Origin of the sequence: Ensifer sp. ENS07, assembly GCF_014852185.1 — a bacterium.
GTDB lineage: Bacteria > Pseudomonadota > Alphaproteobacteria > Rhizobiales > Rhizobiaceae > Ensifer > Ensifer adhaerens.
Genome location: NZ_JACVBE010000019.1, coordinates 26,430 through 38,703 on the forward strand (window position 1 = coordinate 26,430; position 12,274 = coordinate 38,703).

At 57.4% G+C, this 12,274-nt stretch carries 19 protein-coding genes; 8 read left to right on the forward strand and 11 right to left on the reverse strand.

What is annotated here, in order from left to right:
• Positions 1 to 48 precede the first annotated feature (48 nt).
• The 3 genes from IB277_RS37905 to IB277_RS34375 form a co-directional block, all read right to left on the reverse strand.
• On the reverse strand, positions 49 to 525 hold the full coding sequence (locus IB277_RS37905; RefSeq protein ID WP_210339713.1) for a hypothetical protein: 477 nt from the start codon (positions 523 to 525) through the stop codon (positions 49 to 51).
• A gap of 822 nt (positions 526 to 1,347) precedes the next feature.
• The gene (locus IB277_RS38400; protein WP_113553756.1) at positions 1,348 to 1,665 is read right to left on the reverse strand and encodes a hypothetical protein; all 318 of its coding nucleotides are present in this window, start codon (positions 1,663 to 1,665) and stop codon (positions 1,348 to 1,350) included.
• A gap of 463 nt (positions 1,666 to 2,128) precedes the next feature.
• Positions 2,129 to 2,395, reverse strand: coding sequence for a hypothetical protein (locus IB277_RS34375; protein WP_192372866.1), 267 nt, complete (start codon positions 2,393 to 2,395; stop codon positions 2,129 to 2,131).
• Positions 2,396 to 2,559: 164 nt separating this feature from the next.
• On the opposite strand from IB277_RS34375, the gene IB277_RS34380 reads away from it, so the two are divergent.
• Positions 2,560 to 2,937 (forward strand): DUF4440 domain-containing protein, encoded by a 378-nt coding sequence (locus tag IB277_RS34380; RefSeq protein ID WP_060586377.1) that lies wholly within the window; start codon positions 2,560 to 2,562, stop codon positions 2,935 to 2,937.
• Between the two features lie 546 nt (positions 2,938 to 3,483).
• Here IB277_RS34380 and IB277_RS34385 read toward each other — a convergent pair.
• The 4 genes from IB277_RS34385 to IB277_RS34400 all read right to left on the reverse strand — a co-directional run bounded on the left by IB277_RS34385 (position 3,484) and on the right by IB277_RS34400 (position 5,499).
• Positions 3,484 to 3,705 (reverse strand): hypothetical protein, encoded by a 222-nt coding sequence (locus IB277_RS34385; RefSeq protein WP_192372868.1) that lies wholly within the window; start codon positions 3,703 to 3,705, stop codon positions 3,484 to 3,486.
• Positions 3,706 to 3,775: 70 nt separating this feature from the next.
• Positions 3,776 to 4,183, reverse strand: a complete 408-nt coding sequence (locus IB277_RS34390; RefSeq protein WP_060586373.1) for a hypothetical protein — start codon at positions 4,181 to 4,183, stop codon at positions 3,776 to 3,778.
• A gap of 256 nt (positions 4,184 to 4,439) precedes the next feature.
• Positions 4,440 to 4,670, reverse strand: a complete 231-nt coding sequence (locus IB277_RS34395; protein ID WP_060586372.1) for a hypothetical protein — start codon at positions 4,668 to 4,670, stop codon at positions 4,440 to 4,442.
• Between the two features lie 325 nt (positions 4,671 to 4,995).
• Positions 4,996 to 5,499, reverse strand: coding sequence for a hypothetical protein (locus IB277_RS34400; protein ID WP_192372870.1), 504 nt, complete (start codon positions 5,497 to 5,499; stop codon positions 4,996 to 4,998).
• Between the two features lie 246 nt (positions 5,500 to 5,745).
• On the opposite strand from IB277_RS34400, the gene IB277_RS34405 reads away from it, so the two are divergent.
• The 3 genes from IB277_RS34405 to ligD are packed head-to-tail and all read left to right on the forward strand — an operon-like array spanning position 5,746 to position 7,271.
• The gene (locus IB277_RS34405) at positions 5,746 to 6,075 is read left to right on the forward strand and encodes a hypothetical protein (RefSeq protein ID WP_060586366.1); all 330 of its coding nucleotides are present in this window, start codon (positions 5,746 to 5,748) and stop codon (positions 6,073 to 6,075) included.
• Entirely contained in the window at positions 6,072 to 6,290 is a 219-nt protein-coding gene (locus tag IB277_RS34410) for a hypothetical protein (protein ID WP_060586365.1), read from the forward strand. Before IB277_RS34405 ends, IB277_RS34410 begins: the two co-directional genes overlap by 4 nt.
• Complete coding sequence (ligD, locus tag IB277_RS34415) at positions 6,291 to 7,271, forward strand: non-homologous end-joining DNA ligase (RefSeq protein ID WP_060586363.1); 981 nt, start codon at positions 6,291 to 6,293, stop codon at positions 7,269 to 7,271.
• Positions 7,272 to 7,585: 314 nt separating this feature from the next.
• On the opposite strand, the gene IB277_RS34420 is transcribed toward ligD, so the two are convergent.
• Positions 7,586 to 7,789 (reverse strand): cold-shock protein, encoded by a 204-nt coding sequence (locus IB277_RS34420; RefSeq protein WP_060586362.1) that lies wholly within the window; start codon positions 7,787 to 7,789, stop codon positions 7,586 to 7,588.
• Between the two features lie 850 nt (positions 7,790 to 8,639).
• Between IB277_RS34420 and IB277_RS34425 the strand changes: the two genes are divergently transcribed.
• Both IB277_RS34425 and IB277_RS34430 read left to right on the forward strand, forming a co-directional pair.
• Positions 8,640 to 8,813, forward strand: a complete 174-nt coding sequence (locus tag IB277_RS34425) for a hypothetical protein (RefSeq protein ID WP_192372874.1) — start codon at positions 8,640 to 8,642, stop codon at positions 8,811 to 8,813.
• A 9-nt stretch (positions 8,814 to 8,822) separates the two neighbouring features.
• Positions 8,823 to 9,536: a zeta toxin family protein gene (locus IB277_RS34430; protein ID WP_113553750.1), complete on the forward strand. Its 714-nt coding sequence runs from the start codon at positions 8,823 to 8,825 to the stop codon at positions 9,534 to 9,536.
• A gap of 367 nt (positions 9,537 to 9,903) precedes the next feature.
• On the opposite strand, the gene IB277_RS34435 is transcribed toward IB277_RS34430, so the two are convergent.
• The 3 genes from IB277_RS34435 to IB277_RS34445 form a co-directional block, all read right to left on the reverse strand.
• On the reverse strand, positions 9,904 to 10,284 hold the full coding sequence (locus IB277_RS34435; protein ID WP_029742565.1) for a type II toxin-antitoxin system HigA family antitoxin: 381 nt from the start codon (positions 10,282 to 10,284) through the stop codon (positions 9,904 to 9,906).
• Between the two features lie 17 nt (positions 10,285 to 10,301).
• Complete coding sequence (locus IB277_RS34440) at positions 10,302 to 10,613, reverse strand: type II toxin-antitoxin system HigB family toxin (protein ID WP_192372876.1); 312 nt, start codon at positions 10,611 to 10,613, stop codon at positions 10,302 to 10,304.
• A gap of 195 nt (positions 10,614 to 10,808) precedes the next feature.
• On the reverse strand, positions 10,809 to 11,240 hold the full coding sequence (locus tag IB277_RS34445) for a hypothetical protein (RefSeq protein WP_192372878.1): 432 nt from the start codon (positions 11,238 to 11,240) through the stop codon (positions 10,809 to 10,811).
• Positions 11,241 to 11,303: 63 nt separating this feature from the next.
• On the opposite strand from IB277_RS34445, the gene IB277_RS34450 reads away from it, so the two are divergent.
• Complete coding sequence (locus IB277_RS34450; protein WP_192372880.1) at positions 11,304 to 11,468, forward strand: hypothetical protein; 165 nt, start codon at positions 11,304 to 11,306, stop codon at positions 11,466 to 11,468.
• Between the two features lie 183 nt (positions 11,469 to 11,651).
• Positions 11,652 to 12,239: a thioredoxin family protein gene (locus IB277_RS34455; protein WP_060582852.1), complete on the forward strand. Its 588-nt coding sequence runs from the start codon at positions 11,652 to 11,654 to the stop codon at positions 12,237 to 12,239.
• Positions 12,240 to 12,274 lie beyond the last annotated feature (35 nt).

Below are 12,274 nucleotides of genomic sequence, written 5' to 3' on the forward strand. Positions count from 1 at the left end.
GATCTCCAAATAACCGCCCGCATTATTGCGGTACAGCCGTTGTTAGCTCTAGATCTGTGTCGGATCCTCGATTCCGCTGTCGGAACGGACGCACTCTGCGATGACGTCACAGAAATCTCTGACCAGCCGATGACGAGCTTTGTAGCGCTCTTCGGGTCCCAGCGATGCGATGAAGGGCATTTGGTCTGATAATGCCAGCATAGCGCTTATGTTCTGGTTCAAGACTTTCCGCGACGTGGAAAATGGCTCACGCATGGTCCGCAACAGGCGCTGTATCGCTGTGGGATACCGGGTCAGGCCGGCCGCTAAATACGCGGACAGTTGTTCATCAGAAAAGGTGCGTATCCGCAATCGTTGTGGAACGGGCGGCGGCGAATGCCATGTTCTCGCTGCGCCTGGAGCGACTGCAAACACTGATTGGGAAAACCGCTCGTCTCGCTGCTGCCGCCGCAACAAGTAGGCGAAGACGATGGAAGCTATGAGCCGGCGTACGAACGAGCGCCGAATATCGGGCGACCAATTCATAACTAATCTCCGCAACCCTTCCGCTCGCTGGCCCGCGGACACAACTACCAAGTCCACCATTAAGAAAGAGATAAATCCGATGAACAGAACGACGTTCCTCGCCTATGCGAGGCGCGCGCCTTTTGGCGGTCGACGCAATCCGAGATCGACGGCATGAATGCCATCCTCGACGAGTGGGATCGGCGCCAGTCGACCGCCAAGAAGGAGCCGGACGGGAGCCGTATAAACTATGAGAGAATCGAGGCACGCAACGAGGAGCGGTTTCGCTCACTGAACCTCATGTTGATCGCCGTCCTGGATTTGCTGACCCCAGAGCGCTCGCGTTGCCTGATGCGTGCTCTGGGGTCACTCGCGCCAAGTGCGGTTGACGCTCAACTAGTAATGGCAAGGGTGCCGAGATTCCGCAATGCTCCCCCGACCATTTTCGGAAAGGGTCAGACTTAAGTCCTAGGTTCACAATTTTCCTCTAAGCCCAAACCTTTACCTCAGGTTCGCGAATGTTCCTCCCCCGGTTGGGTGATAGAACGGAATCCGATCCTTGTTCGTGCCGCGAGCGTTCTGCACCCGTTCTAATATATTTCAGAAGTTGTGATTTTACTCAGCGAAGTCGAGGACGTGCCTTGGAAGCGGGCACCGCGGAAATGGTTCGAGAGCTGTGCTGCAAGACGTTTGGAAAAAGGGGCTGTACGTCCTGGGGATGACAAGCCGTGCTGCCGTACATCAACGCATGGATCAGCTTGTCATGATCGAGCCTATCAGCAGTCAGTGGCTTCCAAAACCGCCCCTGGGTATCCCAAGGGCGGTGTTAAGCGAGATTTCCGGCTAGAAGTTAAAGTAGACCGTCACGCCTTGCCGCCGCTGATAGTAGTCTCGATAGCCGTATCGGTAATGGTCACGATAGCCGTAATACCGGGAATAGCGGGGGTAGCACCTGTCGTAGTAACCGCAGTGACGATGGGCGTACTTCCGTTTCCAGTGGCGATCCGCATGCTCATGACGATGTTTCCGGTGCTTTATCTGTTCGACATCGCCGGTCTGCACTTGTTCCGGTTTCGGCACGTAAATAGGCGCGGCGTTTAGCGGTAGCCCGAAAGATGCTACCAGGACGACGGCGCCAAGGGCGGATATTAGAATTCTCATTTGACGCATCCTTTCTAGCGTCAGCTTGGCTCCTCAAGCCTGAAGCTCAGCTGAACCGCCCGGCTCGACGCTTGCGGAGCCCGCTCAGTGATCTCCGGCTGCAACGTCGGCTCCTGATACCGCTGTTTGGAATTCACATCCCCTACGGGATTTCGGATTGACAAGCTTGCAGCTTTCAGTTGATTTCTCCGCGCAATTGAGGCGGAACCCTTATGCTAACCAGATACAGATTGATGATCATCATTGCCGTTTCAGCGTTCGTGCCGTGGTCTTATTCGTACCTCGTAAACAATGATCCCTGCACAAGCGCACACTGTGTGTGGATCTTGGGTTTCGGGTATTTGGCATTTGCTGCGGCGATTGGTCTTTTCGCTCTGTATCACCTCATGATGGTTCTTGAGGGACTGTGGATGTCGTTTCTGCACCGCTTCGACAAATAGGCTGGCTCGCCCGTTCCTGGGTCCTACTGCCGCGTGCTTCTGGACCCAAGCTCTATGTATCGGCCGATCGACCACAGATAGGCGATGATCTCAAGCTTCAGCGGAGCACGATCGCCGTATCGCTCCCCGATCCGTTTTAGCTCCTCGATCGCGGCATCCTGCCCGTCCAAATCTCCAATAACGTAGCTTTCGGGTCCGACAGCGCAGATGTCGCACCCGGCCTCAATCACGTCGACGACGAATGCGGGGATATTGCTGGCTTTCATTTCGCGCCGGTCGTTGTTGGTCATGTCTGCTTTCTCCGTTGCGGTAGGAGCGGAAGCTTCGACGAGACCAGTTGCGACCGAAAGGAGCAAAGTGTCCCCTAGATTTCGGGGTGGGCGTAGATCAGACAGACAGTTGCAGGAAGTGAGATCGTTAGTAAGTTCTAGCGGTATGGCCTAACGAGGTGCCAATGTTGACCAGCGTCCCCAGCCTTGAAGAAATGCAGTCTCTCGAAGAGGCCCTTCATCGTCCCGAGGTGAGGCGTTCCAGGGCGGCCATCGAAATGTTGCTTGCCGACGGGTTTGTGGAATTTGGAGCTTCTGGCAGCGTTTACGACCGAACGACTACCATCGATCTGCTTGTGGAAGAGGGCGGTATCCTTGATGGAGAACTTCGGACAGCAAACTACGCTCTGACGCCCATCTCGAAGGACGCTGTCCTCCTGACCTACGAGACAAAGACCTCGTATTCAGACGGTTCAACGCGGTGCGTATTGCGAAGCTCCATTTGGAAGCATGACGGGGCGAAATGGCAGATGTTTTTTCATCAAGGCACAGTGAGGCCGTAAGCCTCCTAGCAGCAAGGCCATTAAAAGAAAGGCCCCGTCGTTGAGCGCGACGAGGCCGTAGGCGCTTATCGGGAGACTTCACTGGGGACTTTGTGAAGCTCTGTGCCTGTCCGATCGTGCAAAGCGGGTCAGGACTAGGGGAAAACGCCGGAACACAGGAATGGTTCCTGCCTTCAAAAAATGGCCTCAGAGAGTAACCAACGGGGCCGAAAGTGTGCTGTGCCAAGAAGCCCGGGTAGGCGAAAGGATCACTCGGGCTCGTTCTAAGACTATCACGTGCGGCGACTAATTCCGCGCCTTTTGGAAAATCCTCCAAATTGTGCGGTGTGCGAAAGCCTGATCTTATGCTGGCATGACCACGAAGCTTTCAGATTTAGGGCTGAGAAACCCAAAGCTGCTCGGCGAGCTCAAACGGCGTGGGTATGAGACCGCAGACGACATGAAGCTCGTACCCACGACAGACGCGTTGCGGATGAAGGGAATGGGCGCAAAATCGTGGCAGAAAATCTGTGATGCATTGGGCAGGGACCCAGCGAAGACGTAAAGTCAGACGACAATGACCGAAACTGCCACCGCCTCCAATACCCTAGATCGCACGCCAGTGACGGGATTCACCTCAGGTTTTTCGCTGGTATCCTTAGCGCCAGGCGGCTGAACAGTTGGCGGCGCGATCGACTCTTCGTCGCGGTGCTTTTTGCGATCCGCCGGTTGGTGGATATCTTTCGGCTTTGCCTGCTCAGGCGTTGCATTGGTGTCTTTGGTTGCCATTTGCCGTTACTCCCTTCGAAAGGAAAACGGATCTGAGTGGCGCGGGTTCCATCTGGCGGCTGCGGCATGGTCAACGCGCCCCATAAGACGACGCCCCCATGCCCCGATACTCGGGTCTGAAGAAAGTGCATTCGTATCGGGAGGTAAGGGCGGCCAGTAGCACGTTGGTGATCGTTCGTTTGGCGGCGTCCCGCTTATTGGCGTCGATACCGACGAGTTCCTTCGTTGTCACAGCGGGCACGTTCCAAAGTTCTTCAGCGAGTAGGTCAATGATCTCGACTTCCGGCACGGTGACGCCATATCGCTCGATCCGATGATTGACGTGGATCGCCTTCACTATCTCAGTGGCGATCGAGTGCGCGCTCGGTCGCTCACGCCGTCGCGACTTTCCCGTGCCGGCAAGCGCACGTTTTGACGGACCGCGCGTCGTGGTGAGGTGGATATAGATCATTTGATCGAGCTGGTCGTGATCGGGCACAGGTTTTCTCCCTGGCAGGTTCATTGCCGGTTGGTGTTGTGCCGCACTAATTGGAAAACGCGCCCCCGCCCGGCGCTCGGTATTTACGCTTGCTTTGACGGCGGCCACGTCGCCGGCCGGTGTTCGTAGCAAAACCAGTTGGACGGACCTTTGCCGACAGCGTATCCGCAACCACCCCATTTCTTGCAGCCAGGGTGCTCACAAAGGTGCACCCAAGGGCCGTCGGTTGATTTCTTCGTGGCCCCCAGTTCGTCGCTCATGATTGGTCGCCTTCATGGCGGTCGAGGCTCGGTCGCCAGCCACGGGCAAAGCCGATGCTCATCGAGCCTTCGGCCAGAGCAAGTTGCGCGCGCAGGTGCCGGCAGTCGTCGAGCAGAGTGCGGATCGTGGCATCCTTGTCGCCCGCGTGCCAAGCAACGGCTGCCGCGGCCTCGTCAACGGGCCGGCTATCGTCCGCGGAATGGATTTGCAATTGAGGTGCGGGCATGGCTTCTCCTTCTCCAGTTGGGACTGGAGTATTTCATTCGTCGGTTTTCAGGTTGGCGGGCGCATCGCCGTGGAATGTTCTCATAATGTTCTCGTGCCTTGTGAGAGTCAACGCCCAGATTTGGGGAGGCAGTCAATGAAGTGAGGAAGGGTTTGTTGAGAATGACCCCGTCCGTTTCGACGGGGCCTAGAGCGCGCGTGCTATACCAACCGTGCTACACCAAAAGGGCCGCCACTCTTAAAACTTTCGATGGAAGCCCTGCTGTTGATCCGTTGGGGGTGGATCATCGGCAATGCAGACAACGGCCGCCGATGCAGAACGTTCCCTACGCGTCCGACCGATAGGTCGCGGCGTCGGAATTCTGCTCCCGCCACATCGCATTCTCGAACAGCGCAGCCTCGTCTTTCAAACCGCTGCCGAATTCATCGATGATGTGCCGGGCAAGTCGATCGGCCCGATTTCCATAGGGCGGGATACCGCACCAGGTGCACACTCGATCGAACGTCCGTTGCAGGATCTCGAGCTCGTCCTGAATGATCCGGGTGTTCAGGGCTCCTGCAATCTCCTCCATGGACACCAATCGTTTGCTCAGGGTGACCGCGTCGGAGTTCTCGTTCAACGCCTGCGTCTTATAGAAGCCGATCATATACTTCAGCGCGCCGCTTTCCCGAACACCTCCTTGGTAGCAATTGATAATTCGTATGGCGATAGCCTCTGCGGCCTCGCTGTTCCGCGGCACACCGAGCCCGCGCAGGACGTACAGGAAGATCTGTTCGATCTCGTCGATTTCGTGAGGAAGAAGTACCTTTGAATTGGCCGTGGGAGACATCACACGACCTCCTGTACTGGGGCGAAAGCGCGATGATCTTCCAGTCGTCGGGGCCCTAAAAACTGCCCAGCGATGGTCAAGTATGCGCCGAACTGATGGCAAAGCAACACACCAAGGGGTGATTGCGGATCGCCGATAGCGAATCAATTGTGGCGTTTAGCTGTCTGTCGATAGTAAAGTGAACCTATCCACGAGTATTGCGTTAGGAGTCTGTTGCACCAAGCCGTGCGTTGAGGAGGCGGTGCTGTGAACACGAAGCTTCATATCGACGGATCATTTCAGGCCATGCGTCAAGCGATCGACGAGGCGCGCGAAGCGTTCGCGAGCGGAGGCGCCGATCATCATCGCGACGCCCTGCAACACCTCGGTCGCGTGGTAATGAACTCACTGGCTGAGATCATTGAAACTGACGGCGGCACAGATGGTTACCTCTATGACGCCGATGGCATCGCCCAGGATATCGAGGATTGTTATCAGAGGGCCATCGAGGAGGAAGAGTCCGCGGAACCGGACAACGCAGCGCGGCAATCTTCTCATGGAACGATGAACCTCAGACAGCAGGGAGTGGGGCGATGATCACCGGCCCGGATCTGCTGCAGATTTCCCTTGCACGCATAAACATGGATCGCTCCGAGCTCGAAGAGGCCGGCGTGATCGACAAGGGTATCGACGGCGACAAGGCCTGGTCGAACTTCGGACGCGACATTGATACTTTCATTGTCAAGTTGCCCCAAAGTCGGCTCGCTGCGTTAGCCGCAATGATCCAGAGGCGGGCAAATCGTCAACGTTGAATGGCCAAAGCAGCAAAGAGCGCACCACCAGCGCAACCGGCAGATCCGATGCCGCGCCGGATCGAGCCATGCGTGGCAACCCTCGTGGACGAACCGCCGAAAGGCCCGGAATGGGCCTTTGAGGTGAAGTGGGACGGCTATCGACTGGCCGTACACGTTGAGCCAGGCGAGGTGAGGGCGATCACGCGCGGCGGCTACGACTGGACGAAGAAGTTCAGTGCGATCGTCGCCGAGGCCCGCGATTTCGGCCACACGTCTATGATTATCGACGGTGAGGCGGTTGTGCTCGACGACCAGAGCCGCTCAGATTTCGGTCTGCTACAACGTGCCGTCGGCAAGAAGCCGAGCCTGCACGAGCCGAGCGAGATCATTTTCTATGCTTTCGACCTTCTCTACCTCGATGGGCGCGATCTGCGCTCCTTGCCGCTGTCCGAGCGCCGGCAATTGCTCGAGCCGATCGTCGCCGGACGCACCGGCGCGATACGCTTCTCCGAGGAGGTGGACGCTGACGGCGCCGAGTTCTTCCGCGCTGCGTGCGAGCTCGGGCTCGAAGGCATCATCGCGAAGCGTCGGGACAAGCCCTATCACTCTGGCCGCCGGCCGGAATGGCTGAAGATCAAATGCGCGCGGCGCGACTGGTTCGTGATCGTCGGCTATGAGCCGTCGACCATGCCAGGCGCGATCGGCCGGCTGTTGCTGGCCGCCAAGAAGGGTGACGGTCTCGTCTATGTTGGCGGCTGCGGTACCGGGTGGAGCAATAAGGAATCTTCACAGCTTCGTGAACTGCTCGACGCGATCCCGGCGAAGCGACCGCCGGTGGCGCTCAAGCGCAAAGGCGCCGTCTTCTCCGAGCCGCTGCTGGTCGCCGACATCGAGTATCGCGCCTGGACGCAAGATGGAAAGCTTCGACACCCTTCGTTCCAGGGTGTGCGCGAGATGGAAGGGCCGACCGAAATCGTCGAAATCGATCGCGATGCATGACGGCGCATAAATGAGATTGGCCGGAGGGCAGGCCCCCCGGCCTTTGGCTGCCCGGCCACGGGTGGTCGCAGCCTTAGAGCTGCAACGGCGGAGCTTTGCTTCGACATGGACCAGGTGGCAACGAACGCAGTTTCAGATCACAAGATCGAAATCATTCCGCCCACGCGCGACAAACGAGATGCGCAAGCGACGACGGTTTGCATCTTTTGTCAAAAGAAGCGCCTGACCTCACGAATGGACGTCGACGGTTGCGGCATATGTGAGGAGTGCCTCGCGCCCTGACGAGGGATCGACTGGGATGGCGGGTTGCGCTCTCAGGCTGCCCTGACGTTTTCGGCCCTCGATTTTCCGGTCTTTCGGTCTTGCCCGATGTCGTAGCTGACCTTTTGACCATCGCGAAGCGGACCTGTGCCATCGACCGCGGACACATGAACGAACACGTCGGTTCCACCGTTCTCAGGTGAGATGAAACCGTACCCCTTGTCGTGATTGAAAAACTTTACCGTACCGATCGCCATCATCATCCTCGTTGGCTCTAGGATCTGCGCAATGCCGCGGAGCCTAATCACCCAGTCTGCCTCCCGCAATCATGCAATGGGTGAAGTTTGCGGCCAGTTAGCGCGCAGTCGAGTCCCTTTCTGTCAGGGACAACCGGGATCCCCTCAGTCGCATCGCCCGCATAGAGGGCGCTCATCCTTTGACGGTGCGGCTGGTGCCGCAAGATTTGACATGAAGGGGAGGAGCCGGGGGGCTCTGCCCCCTTCGCCCCTTCATGGGGATCGACGCATCAGCGCAGATGACCGGCCGCCCTCTCTTCGGCTAAAAGGTGTTTTCCGCAATCCCGGCAAAATCCCCTGAATTTTGCCGTGAGTGTTTTCCTCACTCGTTCGATGGCAGGCCGAAGAGGTTTTTTTGCGTTCCTCCCGCATTTCAAAAGCCCCCCCCCAACTGATGCGGACGTCAAGATTAGACGAAGCAGGTTTTCGCCAATTTGCCCATCATTAGTGGCGATAGCCGTTTGGTGTGGTGAGTATGGTGGGCCCGGCAAGACTCGGAGCTGCAACCAATTGGTTATCAGCGAACCATCGAGCTACAGGTACCGCCAGATTATTTTCCAAGGGCGGCAAACCGATTAATCAAGCTCGAGGCGCGATGGACCTCTTCGCAAAGCTCCGGCGCTCGGTGGGAGGCCGAGCCGTCCCCCATCGCAGTAAACCGCGGGTCGAGTCAGAGATAGGAAGGGAAGATCCCGGAGCTCGCATTGAGGCGGTCTTCCTCGGTCCATTGCCATCGGTGGAACTTGGCAAAAGTGATATTTGCAGCTGACGGCTGAACGCACTATGTTGAGGATGGAATAGGAGATTGACAATGCTCTTGCAAAAATATCGCGAGAACAAACAAGCCCTGAAGCAGATCGGCCGGGAAGCTCTGGCCGAAAGCCGTCGTCTGGGTCTGACTATCTCTGCCAAGGACCGACAGAACGAGGCCAAGGATCGGGCCGAACACGAGCGCAAAGATCGCGTTCGGGCTACCGTGAGGTAGTGATCGTTCATGCCGGAATTGTCGTGCGTGATCCTGGGTGGGCCGAATGGCTCCGGCAAGTCCTCTGCTTTCGCGAAACTGAAGCTAGAAGGCGCGTGGATCAACGCCGACGAAATCGCCCGTGCGCTTACTGAGGCCACTGAAGGCAAATCCAAGGAACGGCGAGCTTCTGAGGCCGCCCTTCGTAAGATTGCCGAGATGATCGAAACCCGGCAATCCTTCATCTTCGAATCCACACTAAGCAGCCAGCAATCGCTCCGGCTGATGCGCGAGGCAAAGGCAGCCGGGTTCACAGTCGGCCTCTACTACGTCGCCCTGGATTCCGTTGAGACGAACGTCGAGCGTGTCAGGCAGCGCGTTTTGAAGGGCGGCCACGACATCCCGGAGGGCGACATTCGCAGGCGGCACAAAGGGTCATTCGAGAAGCTGACCGAAGCTCTGCGGATTGCGGATGAAGTGATCCTGATGGACAACAGCGGCCTCGAGCCGCACGAGGTCTTCGCCATCAGCTCCGGTGTGGTCCAGTCTTTCGATATCGACGACAGTCAAGAGTTGCAGGTCTTGATGTCGGCCAAGGTCTGCGAGGCGTACGGCCTCGTTCGATACGATACCGGATTTCGGAAGGCACCGACGCTGATTGCCCGACATGGCGACGACGTGGCTCCCGGCTCCGCGAAATCGTCAGTTGGACTGGGCCGGCGCATGCCCCCGGGCGTGAAGTGAGAGCCGCATATTCGAACTAATCAATAGTTAGACGCTTCTCGACGGCCCTCCCATTCGCAGTAGCCCTTCACTTCGCATCATTGACACTTGGCCGCGTCTATGCCTCTTGTTCCCGTTCTGTGCGCTTGAGATCGCATAATGTATCGACTGGCACTTGCCAGCTTCCCCGGGGCTCGCCGCTCTTTTTGATAACTGAGTGTTGGCCGTTTAGCGCTCAGTATGGTGGTATGGTGGGCCCGGCCCGACTCGAACCTGAAAGAACGAATTCGATCGTCCGGGGTTGAATGATTCGGGTCGTAATCGAGCGCATCAACGACGTTGCTCGCCTGGTCAATCGGGCTGATGGGGCGAGCTTAGCCGGAATCCCTTAGGCCGCCACTTCGCCGATCAGTGAACCAGCCGGGATGTTCCATTCTTTGCTGAGCTTTCTAATCTGATCCAGATTAATTTCCCGTTTTCCGTTCAGAAGATCGGCCGCCCGCGCTTTCGAACCAATGACCGCCACGAGATCGGCGCGCGTGTAGTTGTTCGCAGCCATCACCGACTTGACCACCTCAACGGGGCTCGCCGTCGGGATTGGATAGTGCTTGCCCTCGTACTGTTCGATCAGAAGGACGAGCGCGTCAAAGTGCGCAGCTTCCTCAGAGCCTTCTTCGGGTTCGTCTTCGAAATATGGCCGAACTTCCTTCAGTGCGGCGTTGTACTCGGCCTCACTCTGAAGCGTCCGAAACCCTTTCAAATCCAACATGTCGACTTCCTTTCACGTCAGAGTTCTTTGACGTCGATCGCATCGTACTGGGCGTGCGTCCCGACAAACAGGACGAAAATCCGCTTGGACCGAAATGCGACCAGCCCCACAATGCGGTACTTGTTGCCGCCGACGTCGAAGATAACCTTGTTGCCGGCCACCAGATCCGCTGAGTTAAATGTCTTCTTTAACTCGCTAAAATTACTCCAGCTCGCCTTCGATGCGGTAGTATACCATTCCGTCATTGCGGCTCGCGCGGTCTCTCTGGGGCCGCCTTTCGGCAAGCTATTCCAAAAGCTGACCAGCGCAGATTTAGCGATAACGTTCACTTGAGTCCCTATTTAACGAATTCCCAATTTGGAAACAAGCACAAAGTTTCCAATTTGGGAATTTTGTTGCGAGTCATTTTTTGATAAGATCCAGTCAACGCTGAATGCAAATCTCGGGCAGCACTGTCTGACATACCTTCGAGTGCGGGTCCAACTCGGAAAACCCGCCATCCCTTTGGCCGCCAGCGATCAAGTTCACTTATGGGGCTTGGTCGCCTTCACCATCTTTGGGACCTTCCGCGAGACCTCCTCAAGCGTCGTCATAACCCGGTTCACCTGCGAGAGCGTGGACGTCAGCTCAGGAGCATATCGGACAATGAGATACTCTTGAGCTGAGGAGAGCGTTGCCAGATGCGCCAGCGTGCGCTTGCGCAAGACAAGTCCTGCGGCCCCCGCTCTTCGGGCCGGCTCGCCAAGGTCATGTTGGAAGTTGTGGATCGGCTCGTCATCGAGGCCTTTCGCCTGAAGTAGAGCATCGAGATAAAGCTCGATGGCATGAAGAGCCAGCAGCCTTTGCGGAAGATGGTTAGGACTGGATGGGTTCTCACCCAGCTTGACGGCGGCGGCTTTGTATTGCGTCGCCAGGTCCAAAACGTCTCGCACGCCCGTTGATTTGCCGAGGTCCATGTTGCTAGATCTCCCCCTCAGAGTGAAACTGCGGGCTGGTTCCGACCGCGTCGGCAGTCGTTCGTGACGGTACTGATCGTCTCGCGCACCGTTGATCCGGATGAGGTCCTTCAACAGGGTTCGCAGCTGTGGCCAGGGGGCATCCTCAAGTTTGAGGTCCGGGTCGTGCGTAACGATCAGGCAGTGAAGCTTCGCGGCGAGCGATTGTTGTCCGCTCATGCGCCGTAGAATTTCGCGAGTTCGACTGAGGCGCGCGCTGCCAAAAGACCGCCACTCCGAAACGAGAATCCGAGCCTTGTGTCCTTGCGCAGCAAGATTATCTCCGCGGCCTGCAATCCGGAGAAAATTGTTATCTATAAAATCTATGTGTTTTATGAGGTAATATTTCTATTGGCTTGCCAGGAGGATACCATGCCCAAAACCGAATCCAATCCCATTACGCTTGGAACCCGCGCGGCGGACTTCACGTTGCCCGATGCCGATGGCAACCTGTTCACGTTGGCCGAGTTCAAGGACAGCCCGGCGCTGCTCGTCGCCTTCATCTCCAACCGCTGCCCCTTCGTGGTGTTGATCCGCGAGGAACTGGCGAAATTTGCGCGCGACTATGCCACGCAGGGGCTTGCCGTCGTCGCGATCAACAGCAACGACGCCAAGGCGCATCCGGAAGAAACGCTGGAGCGGATTGGTGTAGAGGCAAAGACTCACGGCTATGGCTTCCCCTATCTGAAGGACGCGTCGCAAAGTGTCGCCAAGGCCTTTGGTGCCGCCTGCACTCCGGACTTTTTTCTCTATGACCGAGATCGCAAGCTTGCCTATCACGGCCAGTTCGACGAAGCCCGGCCCGGCAACGGCAAGGATGTGACGGGTGCGGATCTGCGCGCTGCGGTCGACGCGGTCCTGAAGGGCGAAGCTGTCGGCACCGGCCAGGTGCCCTCGATCGGCTGCAACATCAAGTGGTCGGCTGGCAACGAACCGTCCTGGTTCTCCACCGCAGCCTGATCCGCAATCGTGAAACGGCCGGCCGTACAGCCGGC